The organism is Streptomyces sp. NPDC020422 (assembly GCF_044386705.1).
GTDB lineage: Bacteria > Actinomycetota > Actinomycetes > Streptomycetales > Streptomycetaceae > Streptomyces.
Window position 1 is genome coordinate 214984 of the sequence record NZ_JBIRVJ010000010.1, and the last position, 15346, is coordinate 230329.

A 15346-nucleotide genomic window follows, 5' to 3' on the forward strand; every position below is an offset into this window, starting at 1 on the left:
GCGCCGGACCGGGCCCGGCCCGGCGCCGGGAGGAACGCCTTGGCGGGGGGACTCATGGCCCTCGTACGATCGGGCCATGAGTTCCAAGGACGCCCCGCCGCCGCTGCCCGAGCCCCTGCCGGTCCCGGTCGCGGACTCGCACACCCATCTCGACATGCAGTCCGGCACCGTCGAGGAGGCCCTGACCAAGGCCGCCGCCGTCGGCGTCACCACGGTCGTCCAGGTCGGCTGCGACCTCAAGGGCTCGCAGTGGGCCGCCGAGACCGCCGCCGCGCACGCGAACGTGCACGCGGCCGTCGCCCTGCACCCCAACGAGGCCCCGCGGATCGTCCTCGGCGACCCGGACGGCTGGTCCCGCCAGGGCGCCCGTGAGGCCGGCGGCGACGCGGCCCTCGACGAGGCGCTCGCCGAGATCGACCGGCTCGCCGCCCTGCCGCACGTCCTCGGCGTCGGCGAGACCGGACTCGACTACTTCCGCACCGGCCCCGAGGGCATGGCCGCGCAGGAGCGTTCCTTCCGCGCCCACATCGAGATCGCCAAGCGGCGCGGCAAGGCCCTCGTCATCCACGACCGCGAGGCCCACGCCGACGTGCTGCGGGTCCTCGACGAGGAGGGCGCCCCCGAGCGGACCGTCTTCCACTGCTACTCCGGCGACGCCGAGATGGCCGAGATCTGCGCCGCCAAGGGCTACTACATGTCCTTCGCCGGCAACGTCACCTTCAAGAACGCGCAGCCGCTGCGCGACGCCCTCGCCGTCGCCCCGCTGGAGCTCGTCCTGGTCGAGACGGACGCCCCCTTCCTCACCCCCGCGCCCTACCGCGGCCGCCCCAACGCCCCGTACCTGATCCCGGTCACCCTCCGGGCCATGGCCGAGGTGCGGGGCATCGGCGAGGAGGAGCTGGCCGGGGCCATCGCCGCGAACACGGCCCGCGCCTTCGACTACTGAGGCCACCGGCCCCCGAGCCCGTTGATCATCACCGATCCATAACGGTTACGTAAGGTAGTCGGGTCGTTTTGGAGAGTGACCGCGCTCGGGGCTAGGGTCCCGGCCTCGTGAGCACTTCGCATCGATCCGGGGCTCGCCGGGCGGCCCGCCGGCGCAAGGCGAGCCCGCCGGCCGCCACAGGGGGCCTGCGGCGGATCGTCCCGCAGGCCCTCGTCGTGGCCTTCCTCGCCGGCGGCACCACCGCCTTCGTCGCCCAGGACAAGGCCGTCCGGCTCTCCGTGGACGGGGTCCCGCGCACCCTGCACACCTTCGCCGACGACGTCGACGAGCTCCTCGCCGACGAGGGCCTCGCCGTCGGCGACCACGACATCGTCGCCCCCGCCCCCGGCGCCGCCCTGGCCAGCGGCGACGAGGTCGTCGTCCGGTACGGGCGCCCCGTCGCCCTCACCCTCGACGGGCAGCGCCGCCAGGTGTGGACCACCGCGAGGACCGTCGACGGCGCCCTGCGCCAGCTCGGCGTCCGCGCGGAGGGCGCCTACCTCTCCGTCTCCCGCTCCGCGCCCATCTCCCGCCAGGGCCTCGCCCTCGACGTGCGCACCGAGCGGACCGTCACCTTCCTCGCCGACGGGCGCGAGCGGACCGTCCGCACCAACGCGGCCACCGTCCGCGAGGCCCTCGACGAGGTAGGCATCACCCTCTCGGGCCAGGACACCACCTCGGTGCCGCCCGGCTCCTTCCCGCGCGACGGGCAGACCGTCACCGTGCTGCGGATCACCGGCACCCAGGAGATCCGCGAGGAGCCGGTGCCGTTCGCCGTCGAGCGGGTCCGCGACCCCGAGCTCTTCGCCGGCACCGAGCTCGTCGAACGCCAGGGCGTCCCGGGCGTCCGCCGCGTCACGTACAGCCTGCGCACCGTCAACGGCGTCCGCCAGCGGCCCCGCCGCACCGGCGAGGAGACCGTCCGCGAGCCCGTCACCCAGAAGATCAGGGTCGGCACCCGGCCGCTGCCCACCTCCGTCGCCGGCGCCGACGGCCTGAACTGGGGCGCGCTCGCCGCCTGCGAGTCCGGCGGCCGCCCCGGCGCCGTCGACCCCTCCGGCACCTACGGCGGGCTCTACCAGTTCGACCCCGGCACCTGGCGCTCCCTCGGGGGCAGCGGAGTCGCCCAGGACGCGCCCGCCGCGGAGCAGACCTACCGGGCGAAGAAGCTCTACGTGACCCGGGGGGCGACTCCGTGGCCCCACTGCGGCCGTAGGCTGTACCGGTGAGCACCACCACCGGACCCGACAGTCCCGACGCCCTCCTCGGCCCCGCAGACATCCGCGAGCTGGCCGCCGCCCTCGGCGTGCGCCCCACCAAGCAGAAGGGCCAGAACTTCGTCATCGACGCGAACACGGTCCGGCGGATCGTCCGCACCGCCGAGGTGCGCCCCGACGACGTGGTCGTGGAGGTGGGACCGGGGCTCGGCTCCCTCACCCTCGCGCTGCTCGAGGCCGCGGACCGGGTGACCGCCGTCGAGATCGACGACATCCTCGCCGCCGCCCTGCCCTCGACCATCGCCGCCCGCATGCCGCAGAAGAAGGACCGCTTCGCGCTGGTCCACTCCGACGCGATGCACGTCGAGGAGCTCCCGGGCCCGCCGCCCACCGCGCTCGTCGCCAACCTGCCGTACAACGTGGCCGTCCCGGTCCTGCTGCACATGCTGGACCGCTTCCCGACCATCGAGCGGACCCTCGTCATGGTCCAGGCCGAGGTCGCCGACCGGCTCGCCGCCCGCCCCGGGAACAAGGTCTACGGCGTGCCGTCGGTCAAGGCCAACTGGTACGCGGACGTGAAGCGGGCCGGCGCCATCGGCCGCAACGTCTTCTGGCCGGCGCCCAACGTCGACTCGGGCCTGGTCTCCCTGGTGCGGCGCACCGAGCCCGTCAGGACGACCGCCTCCAAGCAGGAGGTGTTCGCCGTCGTCGACGCCGCCTTCGCCCAGCGCCGCAAGACCCTGCGCGCCGCCCTCGCCGGCTGGGCGGGCTCGCCCGCCGCGGCCGAGGCGGCCCTGGTGGCGGCCGGCATCTCGCCGCAGGCGCGCGGCGAGGCCCTGACGGTCGAGGAGTTCGCCCGGATCGCGGAGCACAAGGAGGCCGGGGCATGAGCGGCTCCGTCACCGTACGGGTCCCCGCCAAGGTCAACGTCCAGCTCGCGGTCGGCGGCGCCCGCCCCGACGGCTTCCACGACCTGGCCAACGTCTTCCTCGCGGTCTCCCTGTACGACGAGGTCACGGCGACCCCGGCCGCGGAGCTGACGGTCACCTGTGAGGGCCCCGACGCCGACAAGGTGCCGCTCGACCGCACCAACCTGGCGGCGCGGGCGGCCGAGCTGCTCGCCGCCCGGCACGGCATCGCCCCCGACGTGCACCTGCACATCGCCAAGGACATCCCGGTGGCGGGCGGCATGGCCGGTGGCAGCGCCGACGGCGCCGGCGCCCTGCTGGCCTGCGACGCGCTGTGGGGCCTGAACTCCTCGCGCGCCGAACTCCTGGAGATCTGCGCCGAACTGGGCAGCGACGTGCCGTTCAGTCTGGTCGGCGGCGCCGCGCTCGGCGTCGGGCGGGGCGAGCGGCTGACGGAGCTGCCGGTCGGCGGCGCCTTCCACTGGGTCTTCGCGGTCGCCGACGGCGGGCTCTCCACCCCGGCCGTGTACGGCGAGTTCGACCGTCTCAACGAGGCGGTCGAGGTGCCGGAGCCGGTCGCCTCGCCGGCCCTGCTCGACGCCCTGCGCACCGGCGACACGGCCGCCCTGGCCGGGAGCCTCGCCAACGACCTCCAGGCCGCCGCCCTGTCGCTGCGGCCCTCGCTGGCCGCGACCCTGACGGCCGGCACGGAGGCGGGCGCGCTGGCCGCGCTGGTCTCGGGCTCGGGACCGACGACGGCGTTCCTGGTCAAGGACGCGGAGGCCGCCGCGGCGGTCGCGGCGGCCCTCACGGCCTCGGGCACCTGCCGCACGGCCCGGGTGGCGACCGCTCCGGCGGCGGGCGCGCGGGTCCTGTAGGCCGCTCAGTCCTTGTTCTTGGAGATCCGGGCGAGCAGCAGGTTCGGGTCGGGGTCCACGGTGTCGAAGAAGGCCGCGCTGTTCACGTAGACGGTCTTGGCGTGCACCGCGGCCGAGGTCGGGTTGTCGAGCCCGTCGGCCGCCGTGAGCACGGTCTTGTGGCTGCCGTCGGGGCGCACGAGTTCGAGCTTGTGCACGGTGTTGAGGGCGGCCAGGACCGTGTCGCCGTGCCCGGTGAAGGTGAAGTCGTCGATGGACGTGAGCCCGGTCGCCCGGGTCTCGACCGCTCCTGCGGTCCGGTCGGGGCCGGGGCCGAACGGGATCCGCAGCAGCGTCCCCTTGGCCGTGTTGCTCACCCAGACGGCCCGGTCGTGGATCTTGATGCCGTTGGCGCCGAAGGGGGTCTCCGCGGTGGGTTCGAGCGCGGCCCCGCTCGCCCAGACCGTGGGCTCGCCGCCGGTCACGGGCAGGCTCCAGACCCGGCCGAGCCCCGTGTCGGCGGTGTAGAGGGTGCCGCACTCCTCGTCGAGGGCGAGCCCGTTCGGGAAGGCGTTCGCGGGGAAGAAGCCGATCTGCTCCGGCTCGCCGCCGGGCGTGAGGCGCCAGACGCCGGTCTCCTTGGTGCCGGTGACGTACGTGACGTACAGGGTGCCGTCGCCGGCGCGGGCGATGCCCAGGACGACGGCCCCGCCGACGGGCGTCGAGGCGCCCGGCACCTCGGGCAGGGTCGCCAGGATCCGCGTGGTGCCGTCCTTGGCGACGCGGGCGACCTGACGGGCGAAGGCGAAGGTGATGTCGGCGGAGCCGTCGGGTTCCAGGGCGATGTTCTCCGGGGTCTGCCCGGCGGCGAAGTCGAAGTGGGCGACGATGCGCGGGTGGCTGACGGTCGGGTCGCCGCCCGCGGCGGCGGGCGCCGCGGCGAGCAGGGTGAGGGCGGCGCAGGCCGCGAACGCGGCGGCCAGGCGGGGGCTTGGGGGCATGGTGTCTCCTCGACGGGGGCGGGTGCGGGTCCGGAGGCGTACGCGGGTCCGGCTGGGACACCGGCACACCCTCGAACATGACGGATCGTCGATCGGCCCGTCCCGCAGCCGGGGCCGGACAGTCGCCCGCGCGGCCGAGGACAGCACTCCGTTCGTACTCATGCGCGGGTTGAGTATCCGCGCCCTGCCGGTGCCGCCCGCGCGGGCGGCACCGTACCCGCATGGGAACCAGCGCGCGTGACCTCGCTGCCGCGACCCCGGCGAGCCGGGACCGCTATGTCGACCTGCTCCGGGTCGCCTCGCTCGCCGTCGTCGTCCTCGGCCACTGGCTGATGGCCGCGGTGACCGCCGACGGGCAGGTCGGCAACCTCCTCGCCGTCGTCCCCGGGCTCCAGGTGCTGACCTGGGCGCTCCAGGTGATGCCGGTGTTCTTCTTCGTCGGCGGCTTCGCGCACGCCCTCGCCCACCGCTCCCGGCCGCGGTACGCGGCCTTCCTGCGGGCCCGGCTGCAGCGGCTGCTGCGCCCCACGATGGTCTTCATCGGGGTGTGGGGGGCGCTCGCGCTCGCCGTCCAACTGCTCGGTGCGGACGGGGGACTGACCGGGGTGGCGCTGCGGCTGGTCACCCAGCCGCTGTGGTTCGTCGGGATCTACCTGGCGATGGTCGCCTTCACCCCGCCGCTCCTGAGGCTCCACGAACGCCTGGGCTGGGGCGCGTTCGGCGCGCTGGTCGCGGGCGCGGTGGCGGTGGACGTGCTGCGGTTCGCGGCCGGGGTGCCGTACGTGGAGTTCCTGAACTTCGCCTTCGTGTGGCTGGCGGTCCACCAGCTGGGCTTCCTGCGCGCCGACGGCATGATCCGCCGCCCGGCGTTCCTCGCGGCGGCGGGCCTCGCGGGCGCGGGGCTGCTCGTGGCCCTCGGGCCGTACCCGCTCTCCATGGTCGGCATGCCCGGCGAGAAGGTCTCCAACATGGCCCCGCCGACCCTCGCCCTGCTCTGCCACGGCCTGTGGCTGGTCGGCGCGGTCGAACTCCTGAAGGGGCCCGGCGCCCGGCTGACGGCCCGCGCCCGGGTCTGGCGGGCGGTGGTCGCCGCGAACGGCATCGCCATGACGGCGTTCCTGTGGCACCTGACGGCCATGCTGGGCGTGTACGGCGCCCTGCTCGCGCTCGACGTGCCGCTGCCGGCCCCCGCCACCGGCGCCTGGTGGACCCAGCTGCCCCTGCGCCTCGCCGCCGCGGTCGCCGTCACGGCCCTGCTGGTCGGCGTCTTCCGCCGCTTCGAGCGCCCGGCGCCCGCGGCCCCGTCCGACGGCACCGGCGGGCCGATCGCCGCGCTCGGCATCACGCTCGCCCTGCTCGGCGTCCTGGGCCTGTCGATGACGGGCTTCGGCGGCCTCCTGGAGGGCCACTCCGCCACCCTGATCGCGATCCGCGTGACCGCACCCGCGGCGGTCGCGATGGCGCTCGCGGGGTGGTTCCTGGTGGAGCGGGCGGGGCGCGGTTAGGCCGTGTCCGGTCGTGTCCGTTCTCAGCCGAGGTCGTCCACCTCTTCGGTGCTCGGTCCCTCGCAGCCGTGCGCCCTCGCCGAACGCTCGGCGAAGCGCCGGAGCGCGGCGCGCAGGGCCGGGTGGTCGAGGGCGAGGGGGCTCGTGGCGCGGCCCTCGGCGCTCGCGTACACGTCATAGGCGGCGCGGCGGACCCCGTCGTCGCACCGGCTCCACAGCGCGTAGCGACCGTCGGGGTGGTCGCCCGCGCGGTCGGTGAGCGAGTCCAGGCGGTCCCGCAGGCTCTCGTCCAGGGCGGGGCCGTACGAGGCGGTGAAGGTGTACAGCGGTGCGCCCCGCAGGCCGCCGAGCACGCAGCCCTCCTGGAGCTTGGGGTCCGCGGCCGTCTCGACGGCGGTACGGACTCCCCAGCGGGCGGCGGTCGGCGCGTCCACGATCCCGGCGCAGCTGCCGGAGACCGAGCCGAAGGGCTTGTGGTCCCAGGCGGTCACCGAGACGCCGACCCGGCGCACCGGCTCGCCCTCGGCGACCCGGCACCCCTGCTGCCGGGCGTAGGCCGTGGCCGTCCCGGTCATGACGGCGGTGAGCCGGGCGCGGTCCTCGGGGCGGCCGAAGTCGAGGCGGTCGGTCCTGGCCCGCACCTCGGCGACGAGGCCCTTGCCCGGCTTGCCGACGCAGGCGAGCAGCACCGAGGCGACGGCGTCGCCCCGGTCGCGGGCCGCCCGGTCGGGGTCGTAGGAGAAGCCGCCGGTCCAGCCGTGGCCGAGGGGCGCGTCGGTGCGGTCCGCCTCGACCGGTGCCGCGCGCTCGCCCGCGTCGCTCACCGTCACGCGCAGGTCGATCCCGCCGTCCTCCTCGTCGTCGACCTCGCTCACCCTGCACTGCCACCAGCGTTCGCCGCGGCCGTGCCGGATGTCCGCCGTGACCTCCGCCCCGCCCACCAGCTCCCGCAGCGGGCCCGCCGCCAGGGTGCCGTCGCAGGCCGAGTCGAGGGCGCCGTCCTCGCCCCAGGCGCCCGAGATCCAGGTGATTCCGCCCGCGACGAGGACCGCTCCGACGGTGAGGGCGGCCGCGAGTCCCAGCCGGCGGCTCCGCTTCGGTGTCTCCGTGCTCACTGCCACACCGTCCCCAGGCTCTTCGAGTCGCGGCAGTGCGCCGCCTCCAGATAGCGGCCGAGCAGCGCGTCCGCCCGGTCCGCGAGGCCGCCCTTCTCGCTGCCCGTCACGCTCACCCGGTGCAGACCCGGGCCCTCGGCGCAGCGGGCCTCGGCCCAGGCGGCGACCGTGAAGGAGCGCGCGTCGGCGCGGGGCGGGGTGCCCTGCCCCGCGGCGGCGAGCTCGCGGCCGTACTCCGTGCGCACCTCCGGCAGCAGCTCGCCCCACCAGCTCGCCGAGGTCACGCCGAGGGCCTGCGTGCCCTTCAGGGCGCCCGTGTCGCAGCCGCGGGCCGCCGGGTGGGTGGCGCCCCGGTCACGCTCCCCGGTCGGCTTCCAGCCGGCTCCGAGGTCCGCGGTGCGGAACCAGCGGCAGGACTCCGGAGTGGCCTTCCCGTCCGCGTCGGCCGGGTCGGCCGGGTCGTCCGGCGCTTCCCCGGCGCCACCGGTGAAGGGCTTCACGTCCGCCGGCCGTACGGGCGCCCCGCCGCAGCGGTGCTCGACGCGCAGCCCGTCCGCGACGGCGGCCACCGCCGGGGCGACCGCGTCGCGCGGGGCCGCGCCGGTCGTCTCGCCGGACAGCGAGCCGTGGACCCGGAAGCTCCTCACCGGCCGCGGGTACCCGGGCAGGCCGCCCGGGCAGGCGACCGTGACCTGGACGTCGGCCCGCCGGTGGTCCTCGCCCCAGCGCGGCTCGCGCTCGTAGGGGTCCCCGGTGATCTGCTCGATCCGGACGCCCTTCAGGGGCGCGTCCAGGACCGGCGTCGCCGTCACGTCGAGCTCGCCCCCGTCGGCGCCCACCCCGCACGAGACCAGCCCGCGCGGCCCGGGTCCGGTCCGCGCGCGCCACCACTCGTCGTCGGGGAGCAGCGCCCGCACCGCGTCCGCGGGCAGCACCCCGCCGCAGGCCCGGGCCAGGGCGTCCGTGTTGTGGTTCTCCCGCCGCTCGGCCCTGACCAGGACGAAACCCGTGACCAGCGCCGCGAGCAGGACCACCGCGCTCGCCTGGGGCAGCCAGCGGTGCCGCCGGAACCGCGCCCCCACCGCATCGCCCATCCCAGGCCCCCGCCCCGTACACAGTTGCGAACGAAATCACCGCACGCTATCCCACCCGCCCCACCCGTCTACCCTGGACGTCGATCGATCCCCCGCCACAGGAGTGAAATGGCCGTCAATCTGGTCAATGTCGAGTCCGTCAGCAAGGTGTACGGCACCCGTGCACTGCTCGACGGGGTATCCCTCGGCGTCTCCGAAGGGGACCGGATCGGTGTCGTCGGCCGCAACGGCGACGGCAAGACCACGCTGATCCGGATGCTCGCCAAGCTGGAGGAGGCCGACACCGGCCGGGTCACCCACAGCGGCGGGCTGCGGCTCGGGGTGCTCACCCAGCACGACTCGCTCGACCCGAAGGCGACCATCCGCCACGAGGTCATCGGCGTCATGGCCGACCACGAGTGGGCGGGCAGCGCCAAGATCCGCGACGTGCTCACCGGCCTGTTCGGCGGGCTCGACCTGCCCGGCTTCGAGAACGGCCTCGACACCGTGATCGGGCCGCTGTCCGGTGGCGAGCGGCGCCGGATCGCGCTCGCCAAGCTGCTCATCGAGGACCAGGACCTGATCGTCCTCGACGAGCCCACCAACCACCTCGACGTCGAGGGCATCGCCTGGCTCGCCGGCCACCTGCAGAACCGGCGCTCCGCGCTCGTCTGCGTCACCCACGACCGCTGGTTCCTCGACCAGGTCTGCACCCGCATGTGGGACGTGCAGCGCGGCACCGTCTACGAGTACGAGGGCGGCTACTCCGACTACGTCTTCGCCCGCGCCGAGCGCGAGCGGATCGCGGCCACGGAGGAGGTCAAGCGGCAGAACCTGGTCCGCAAGGAGCTCGCCTGGCTGCGCCGCGGCGCCCCGGCCCGCACCTCCAAGCCGCGCTTCCGCATCGAGGCCGCCAACGCGCTCATCGCGGACGTGCCGGAGCCCCGCGACACCTCCGAGCTGATGAAGTTCGCCAACGCCCGGCTCGGCAAGACCGTCTTCGACCTGGAGGACGTGACCGTCACCGCCGGGCCGAAGACGCTCCTGCGCCACCTCACCTGGCAGCTCGGCCCCGGCGACCGCATCGGCCTGGTCGGCGTCAACGGCGCCGGCAAGACCTCGCTGCTGCGCGCCCTGGCCGAGGCCGCCCGCACCGAGGGCGAGGCGCAGCCGCCGGCCGGCCGGATCGTGGTCGGCAAGACCGTCCGGCTCGCCTACCTCTCCCAGGACGTCACCGAACTCCCCGCCGAACTGCGCGTCCTGGAGGCCGTGCAGCAGATCCGCGACCGGGTCGACCTCGGCAAGGGCCGGGAGATGAGCGCCGGACAGCTCTGCGAGCAGTTCGGCTTCGGCAGGGACAAGCAGTGGACGCCCGTCGGCGACCTCTCCGGCGGCGAGCGGCGCCGGCTCCAGCTGCTCCGGCTGCTCATGGACGAGCCCAACGTGCTCTTCCTCGACGAGCCGACCAACGACCTCGACATCGAGACCCTGACCCAGCTGGAGGACCTGCTCGACGGCTGGCCGGGCTCGATGGTGGTCATCTCCCACGACCGGTTCTTCCTGGAGCGCACCACCGACCGGACCTTCGCGCTGCTCGGCGACCAGACGCTGCGGATGCTGCCGCGCGGCATCGACGAGTACCTGGAGCGGCGCCGGAAGATGATCGAGGCCGCCGCCCCGGCCCCGGCCGCCCCCGCCGCCGCGCCGAAGCAGGGGGTGTCGGCCGCCGACGCGCGCGCCGCGAAGAAGGAGTTGCAGAAGGTCGAGCGGCAGCTCGACAAGATCTCCGACAAGGAGGCCAAGCTGCACACCCGGATCGCGGAGAACGCCACGGACTTCGAGAAGGTCGCGAAGCTCGACGCCGAGCTGCGGGAACTCGCCGGGGAGCGCGAGGAATTGGAAATGCGCTGGCTCGAACTGGCCGAGGACGCGTAGAGAAGTCGTAGAGACCGCATAACGACGGCATCACGGGCCGGTCCTCCCTTGGGAACAAGGGGCGGACCGGTCACTTTTGCGCCATCGCGTGAGTGGTAGAAAGAAAACCCGCTCACAAAAGGGGGAAGCGCTGATGACCCAGCCGCCCAGCAACCAGCCGCCGGGGGGCTTCGGCGCTCCGGACCCGAACGTCCCGCCGGTCCCGCCGATGCCTCCGCAGGCACCCGCGGCTCCGCCGGTCCCGCCGCAGGCGCCGCAGGCGCAGCCGGGCCCGTACGGGTACCCGCAGCAGGCCCCGCAGACGCCTCCGCCGGGGCCGTACCAGCAGCCCGGGCCCTACCAGCAGCAGCCGCAGCAGGGCCCGTACGGCTATCCGCAGCAGCAGCCGGGTCCGTACGGCCAGCAGCCCGGCCCGTACGGTCAGCAGCCCAACCCGTACGGCGGCTACCCCACCGCCCCGATGCAGCAGACGCCGCCCCCGGGCGGCGGCAAGAACCCGTTCAAGGGCAAGCCCGGCGTCATCGTCGCCGCGGCCGCGGCCGCGCTGCTCGTCATCGGCGGCGTCAGCTGGTTCGCGCTCAGCGGTGACGACGAGAAGGACCCGGTCGCCCAGCCGACCACCTCCGCCACCACCACCCCGAAGCCGACGGACTCCGTCGACGAGGGCGACGGCAGCGGCGACGGCGAGAACGGCGACGAGAGCCTGAACGCCGGCCGCAAGGACGGCGAAGCGAAGATCAACTGGCTGCTCAAGAACAACGTCGACCTGCCGCGCAACGGCGCCGACGTCTACGGCCCGTGGATCGTCGGCGACACCGTCGTCAAGGCCATGTACAAGGGCATCGACGGCTACAGCCTGGCCGACGGCTCCGCGAAGTGGCACATCGACGTGCCCTTCGAGCTGTGCGCCGCGCCGCCGGAGCCCGCCGCGAACGGCACCATGGTCTTCGCGTACAACGACAGCGCGGGCGACCGGGCCAAGTGCACCCAGATGCAGCAGGTCGACCTCAAGACCGGCAAGGCGGGCTGGAAGAAGGCCGTCCCGAAGGCCACCGGCCTCTTCGCCTTCTCCGACAACACCCTGGCCATCAGCGGCAACACGGTCACCGCGGCCGGCTCCAGCTCCGCGTACGGCTTCTCGCTGACCGACGGCAAGCAGCTGTTCTCCTCGCCGACCAGCGGCTGCAAGCCCTTCGCCTACGCGGGCGGCAGCAAGCTGATCGCCGCCTCCAAGTGCCCCTCGGGCGACGTGAACAAGGAGTCGCAGGCGGTCAGCGAGGTCGACCCGAACACGGGCAAGCCCAAGTGGACCTTCAAGCTGGAGGTCAACTGGGAGGTGGACCGGGTCTACTCGGTCGACCCGCTGGTCGTCTCGGCCACCCAGCGCGAGCAGAAGAAGTGGGCGATCTTCTCGCTCAAGGCCAACGGCACCGAGCGCTCGCAGATCCAGGGCGGCAAGGACAAGTTCGCCCCCCGCTGCGGCGGCTCGTTCGTCGTCTTCGGCAAGAACCTGCAGGGCTGCACCGGTGTCGCGGCCGACGCGAACACCTTCTACATGGCCACCGAGACCGCGTACGGCACGCCCAACGACGTCATCGCCTTCGACCTCAACACCGGCAAGCCCAAGTGGCGCTCCAAGGCGCCCGGCGAGGCGCAGATGACCCCGCTGCGCATGGAGGGGTCCGAGGTGCTGGTCTACGTCGAGCCGCGCTACGACACGGGCGGCGCGGTGGCGACCATCGCCCCGACCGGCGGTGCGCCGAAGGTGCTGCTCCAGCACCAGGCGGCGGTCTCGACGGTCGAGAGCTCCTTCTACGACGCGGGCTACGCGTACGGCAACGGCACGTTCGTGATCGCCGCGGGCCGGGTCTCCGCCTCCAACGACAAGGAGGAGAAGGAGACCAAGACGATGATGGCGTACGGCAAGTGACGCCCCGCCCGTCCCGTCCGCTCCCCGACTCCTCCGAGGTACCCACGTCATGACGCAGCCACCGCCGCCACCGCCGAACCAGCCCCCCGGCCCGCCGCCGGGCGGTTTCGGCGCCCCGCAGGACCCGCCGCCGGGCGGCTTCGGCGCGCCCCAGGACCCGCCGCCGGGCGGCTTCGGCGCGCCCCAGGACCCGCCGCCGGGCGGGTTCGGCGCCCCGACGCCCCCGCCGCAGTACGGCTACCCCCAGCAGCCGCCGGCGCCCCCGCAGCAGGCCCCGTACGGCTACCCGCAGCAGCCGCCCACCCAGCCGCAGCCGCAGTACGGGTATCCGCAGCAGCAGCCGTATCCGCAGCAGTCGCCGTATCCGCAGCAGTACCAGCAGACGCCTCCGCCGGGTTCCGGCGGCGGCAAGAAGCTGTCGGCGCAGATGCAGATCATCATCGCGGCGGTCGTCGCCGTGGTGCTGATCATCGGCGGCGGCCTGTGGTACGCGAACTCCGGCGGGGGTGACGACAAGGACAAGGACGCCAAGGGCACCTCCGGCGCCACCACCGGGGGCGGTACGGGCGGCGCATCGGGCGGCGGGCTCGACGGGGCCGGCAAGGAGAAGGCCCCGTCGAACACCTCGGCCAAGATGACCGTCCAGCTGCCGCAGCCCAAGGTCGAGGACGTCACCGACGTCTCCGGCTCCTGGATCACCGCCAAGGCGTACGTGAAGACCGGGGTCAACTCGGTCGTCGGCTACGACCTCGACAAGGGCACCGTGCTGTGGACGCTGCCGCTGACCGGCCAGGTCTGCGGCGCCACGCAGCACGTCACGGCGGACGGCAAGACGCCGATCCTCTTCGAGGCGACCAAGCGGCTGCCCCCGAAGAACTACCAGCCGTGCACCGAGGTCGGCCTGATCGACCTCAACACCGGCAAGCTGGTCTGGTCGACGTCCGTCACCGGAGGCTCCGCGGGCGACAGCAAGGCCCGCTTCAGCGAGGTCACGCTGAGCGGCGCGACCGTCGCGGTCGGCGGCACCGACGGCGGCGCGGCCTTCGACGTGGCCAACGGCAACCCGCGCTGGAAGCCGCAGGCCAACAGCAACAACTGCTACGACATGGGCTACGGCGGCGGCGCGGGCCTGGTCGCGGCCCGCAAGTGCGGTTCGTACGGCAGCCAGTACGTGCTGATCCAGAACCTCAACCCGGTCAGCGGCGCCCCGATCTCGCAGTTCAAGATGCCCGCGGGCGTCGAGTACGCGGCGGTCGTCTCCACCAAGCCGCTGGTGGTGGCCGCCGACGTCGGCGACACCGCGACCGACGGCTCCGGCATCTCGGACTTCTTCTCCATCGACGAGAAGACCGGCAAGCTGAAGGCGAAGATCACCGCGGACTCCGAGCGCTACGCGGCCCGCTGCCGCTCCACCGAGGTGGAGAACTGCAGCAAGGTCGTGGTGGGCAACGGCCGGCTCTACCTGCCGACCGAGGAGCACGAGGGCACCACCGGGGAGTACGGCGACGAGACCAACGAGATCGTCGCGTTCGACCTGGCCACCGGCAAGCCGGTGCCCGAGAAGGCCGACGCGGGCGACCGCTACACGCTGGTCCCGCTCCGCATGGACGGCGGCAACATCATCGCGTACAAGCTGCCGCCCTACGACAAGGGCGGGCAGATCGTCTCCATCGACGGCGGCTCCATGAAGGAGACCAAGCTCCTGGAGAACCCGGTGGTGAAGGGCATCGACAGCCCCGAGCGGTCCTTCTCCTCGGACTACGTGGAGGCCGTGTACGCCGACGGGCGGCTGTTCCTCTCCGAGGTCATGATCGACAAGCAGCGCTCGGCGTCCTCCACCAAGGAGTACCTGGTGGTGGGATACAGCACCCGCTGACGCTCCGTCATCGCTACAGTCCGGCGCACCGATGCACATCGGTGCGCCGGACTGTTTGCACATGGGCCTGTTTGGCGAAGAATTCGACAGTCTGGGGGGTCAGGGAGAGATGGGGGCCAGATCGATGGGCGTTCGGCTCATGGTGGTCGACGACCACCGACTGCACGCGGAGGCGCTCGCCTCGGCGCTGAAGCTGCGCGGGCACCGGGTGCTCGCGTCGGCGGCGCCGGTGGCGGGTGCGGCGGAGCTGGTGGTGAGCCGTGCGCCGGAGGTCTGTCTGCTGGGCACCTCGGCGCCGGCCGAACCGGGCGCCTTCGACCCGGTCGTACGGATCAAGCGGGAGCGGCCCCAGGTGGCCGTGGTGGTGCTGGGTCCGGTGCCCTCGCCGCGCGGTATCGCGGCGGCCTTCGCGGCCGGGGCCTCGGGCTACGTCCGGCACGACGAGCGGATCGAGGGCGTCGAGCGGGCGCTGATGAAGGCCAGGGCGGGGGAGGCGGCGGTGGCTCCGCTGCTGCTCCAGAGCGCCTTCGCGGAGCTGCTCAACCCGGCGGCGCAGCCGGACGACGAGGGCCAGCGGCTGCTGCGGCTGCTCACCCCGCGGGAGGCGGAGGTCCTGGTCCGGGTGGCGGAGGGGGAGGACACCCGGGTGATCGCGGCGGGGATGGCGATCGCGCCGAGCACGGCGCGGACGCATGTGCAGCGGGTGCTGATGAAGCTGGGGGTCGGCTCGCGGCTGGAGGCGGCGGCGCTGGCGGCGCGGACCGGGCTGCTGGACCGGGTGCCGGTGCAGCGGGCGTAGGGACTGCCTTCCGGTCCGGTCCGGGCCGGGCCGGTCCGGGCCGGGCTGCGGGGCCCGGGGCCCGGTCTCGTCCTTCGTGTGGGTGACGGGCCTGGACGACTGTTGACCTTCGTTGTTTGATTGTGGTTTTTTATGGGTGGTTCTG

Annotated in this window: 12 protein-coding genes; 9 read left to right on the plus strand and 3 right to left on the minus strand. The window is 73.9% G+C overall.

Annotated elements, in window-relative coordinates:
* The first annotated feature begins 76 nt into the window (after positions 1 to 76).
* The 4 genes from ACH414_RS27215 (at position 77) to ACH414_RS27230 (ending at position 3988) form a co-directional block, all read left to right on the plus strand.
* Positions 77 to 946 (plus strand): TatD family hydrolase, encoded by an 870-nt coding sequence (locus ACH414_RS27215; protein ID WP_382541931.1) that lies wholly within the window; start codon positions 77 to 79, stop codon positions 944 to 946.
* A gap of 107 nt (positions 947 to 1053) precedes the next feature.
* Positions 1054 to 2214, plus strand: a complete 1161-nt coding sequence (locus ACH414_RS27220) for a ubiquitin-like domain-containing protein (RefSeq protein ID WP_382541934.1) — start codon at positions 1054 to 1056, stop codon at positions 2212 to 2214.
* The gene (gene rsmA / locus ACH414_RS27225; RefSeq protein WP_382541937.1) at positions 2211 to 3092 is read left to right on the plus strand and encodes a 16S rRNA (adenine(1518)-N(6)/adenine(1519)-N(6))-dimethyltransferase RsmA; all 882 of its coding nucleotides are present in this window, start codon (positions 2211 to 2213) and stop codon (positions 3090 to 3092) included. Before ACH414_RS27220 ends, rsmA begins: the two co-directional genes overlap by 4 nt.
* Positions 3089 to 3988 (plus strand): 4-(cytidine 5'-diphospho)-2-C-methyl-D-erythritol kinase, encoded by a 900-nt coding sequence (locus ACH414_RS27230; RefSeq protein ID WP_386566213.1) that lies wholly within the window; start codon positions 3089 to 3091, stop codon positions 3986 to 3988. Before rsmA ends, ACH414_RS27230 begins: the two co-directional genes overlap by 4 nt.
* 5 nt (positions 3989 to 3993) lie before the next feature.
* On the opposite strand, the gene ACH414_RS27235 is transcribed toward ACH414_RS27230, so the two are convergent.
* A complete protein-coding gene (locus ACH414_RS27235; protein ID WP_386566215.1) occupies positions 3994 to 4968 on the minus strand; it encodes a hypothetical protein in 975 nt (324 codons plus the stop codon).
* A gap of 221 nt (positions 4969 to 5189) precedes the next feature.
* Here ACH414_RS27235 and ACH414_RS27240 point away from each other — a divergent pair, with 221 nt between their 5' ends.
* Positions 5190 to 6473 (plus strand): acyltransferase, encoded by a 1284-nt coding sequence (locus tag ACH414_RS27240; RefSeq protein WP_398943719.1) that lies wholly within the window; start codon positions 5190 to 5192, stop codon positions 6471 to 6473.
* Positions 6474 to 6496: 23 nt separating this feature from the next.
* Here the strand turns inward: ACH414_RS27240 and ACH414_RS27245 are convergent, their stop codons facing one another.
* Together ACH414_RS27245 and ACH414_RS27250 are read right to left on the minus strand one after the other, a co-directional pair.
* Entirely contained in the window at positions 6497 to 7588 is a 1092-nt protein-coding gene (locus tag ACH414_RS27245; protein WP_398943721.1) for a hypothetical protein, read from the minus strand.
* Complete coding sequence (locus ACH414_RS27250; RefSeq protein WP_398943723.1) at positions 7585 to 8682, minus strand: hypothetical protein; 1098 nt, start codon at positions 8680 to 8682, stop codon at positions 7585 to 7587. Before ACH414_RS27250 ends, ACH414_RS27245 begins: the two co-directional genes overlap by 4 nt.
* Positions 8683 to 8790: 108 nt before the next feature.
* On the opposite strand from ACH414_RS27250, the gene ACH414_RS27255 reads away from it, so the two are divergent.
* The 4 genes from ACH414_RS27255 (at position 8791) to ACH414_RS27270 (ending at position 15201) form a co-directional block, all read left to right on the plus strand.
* Positions 8791 to 10596, plus strand: a complete 1806-nt coding sequence (locus tag ACH414_RS27255) for an ABC-F family ATP-binding cassette domain-containing protein (RefSeq protein ID WP_382541952.1) — start codon at positions 8791 to 8793, stop codon at positions 10594 to 10596.
* Positions 10597 to 10729: 133 nt separating this feature from the next.
* Positions 10730 to 12526: a PQQ-binding-like beta-propeller repeat protein gene (locus ACH414_RS27260; RefSeq protein ID WP_382541955.1), complete on the plus strand. Its 1797-nt coding sequence runs from the start codon at positions 10730 to 10732 to the stop codon at positions 12524 to 12526.
* A 49-nt stretch (positions 12527 to 12575) separates the two neighbouring features.
* Positions 12576 to 14402 (plus strand): PQQ-binding-like beta-propeller repeat protein, encoded by a 1827-nt coding sequence (locus tag ACH414_RS27265; RefSeq protein ID WP_398943725.1) that lies wholly within the window; start codon positions 12576 to 12578, stop codon positions 14400 to 14402.
* Between the two features lie 124 nt (positions 14403 to 14526).
* Positions 14527 to 15201, plus strand: coding sequence for a LuxR C-terminal-related transcriptional regulator (locus ACH414_RS27270; protein ID WP_386566224.1), 675 nt, complete (start codon positions 14527 to 14529; stop codon positions 15199 to 15201).
* Positions 15202 to 15346: the final 145 nt, after the last annotated feature.

Coding starts and splice junctions, on each gene's coding strand:
- ACH414_RS27235 (WP_386566215.1), bottom strand. CDS start 4,968: ATGCCCCCAAGCCCCCGCCTGGCCGCCGCGTTCGCGGCCTGCGCCGCC.
- ACH414_RS27215 (WP_382541931.1), top strand. CDS start 77: ATGAGTTCCAAGGACGCCCCGCCGCCGCTGCCCGAGCCCCTGCCGGTC.
- ACH414_RS27270 (WP_386566224.1), top strand. CDS start 14,527: ATGGGCGTTCGGCTCATGGTGGTCGACGACCACCGACTGCACGCGGAG.
- ACH414_RS27260 (WP_382541955.1), top strand. CDS start 10,730: ATGACCCAGCCGCCCAGCAACCAGCCGCCGGGGGGCTTCGGCGCTCCG.
- ACH414_RS27265 (WP_398943725.1), top strand. CDS start 12,576: ATGACGCAGCCACCGCCGCCACCGCCGAACCAGCCCCCCGGCCCGCCG.
- ACH414_RS27250 (WP_398943723.1), bottom strand. CDS start 8,682: ATGGGCGATGCGGTGGGGGCGCGGTTCCGGCGGCACCGCTGGCTGCCC.
- ACH414_RS27240 (WP_398943719.1), top strand. CDS start 5,190: ATGGGAACCAGCGCGCGTGACCTCGCTGCCGCGACCCCGGCGAGCCGG.
- ACH414_RS27230 (WP_386566213.1), top strand. CDS start 3,089: ATGAGCGGCTCCGTCACCGTACGGGTCCCCGCCAAGGTCAACGTCCAG.
- ACH414_RS27255 (WP_382541952.1), top strand. CDS start 8,791: ATGGCCGTCAATCTGGTCAATGTCGAGTCCGTCAGCAAGGTGTACGGC.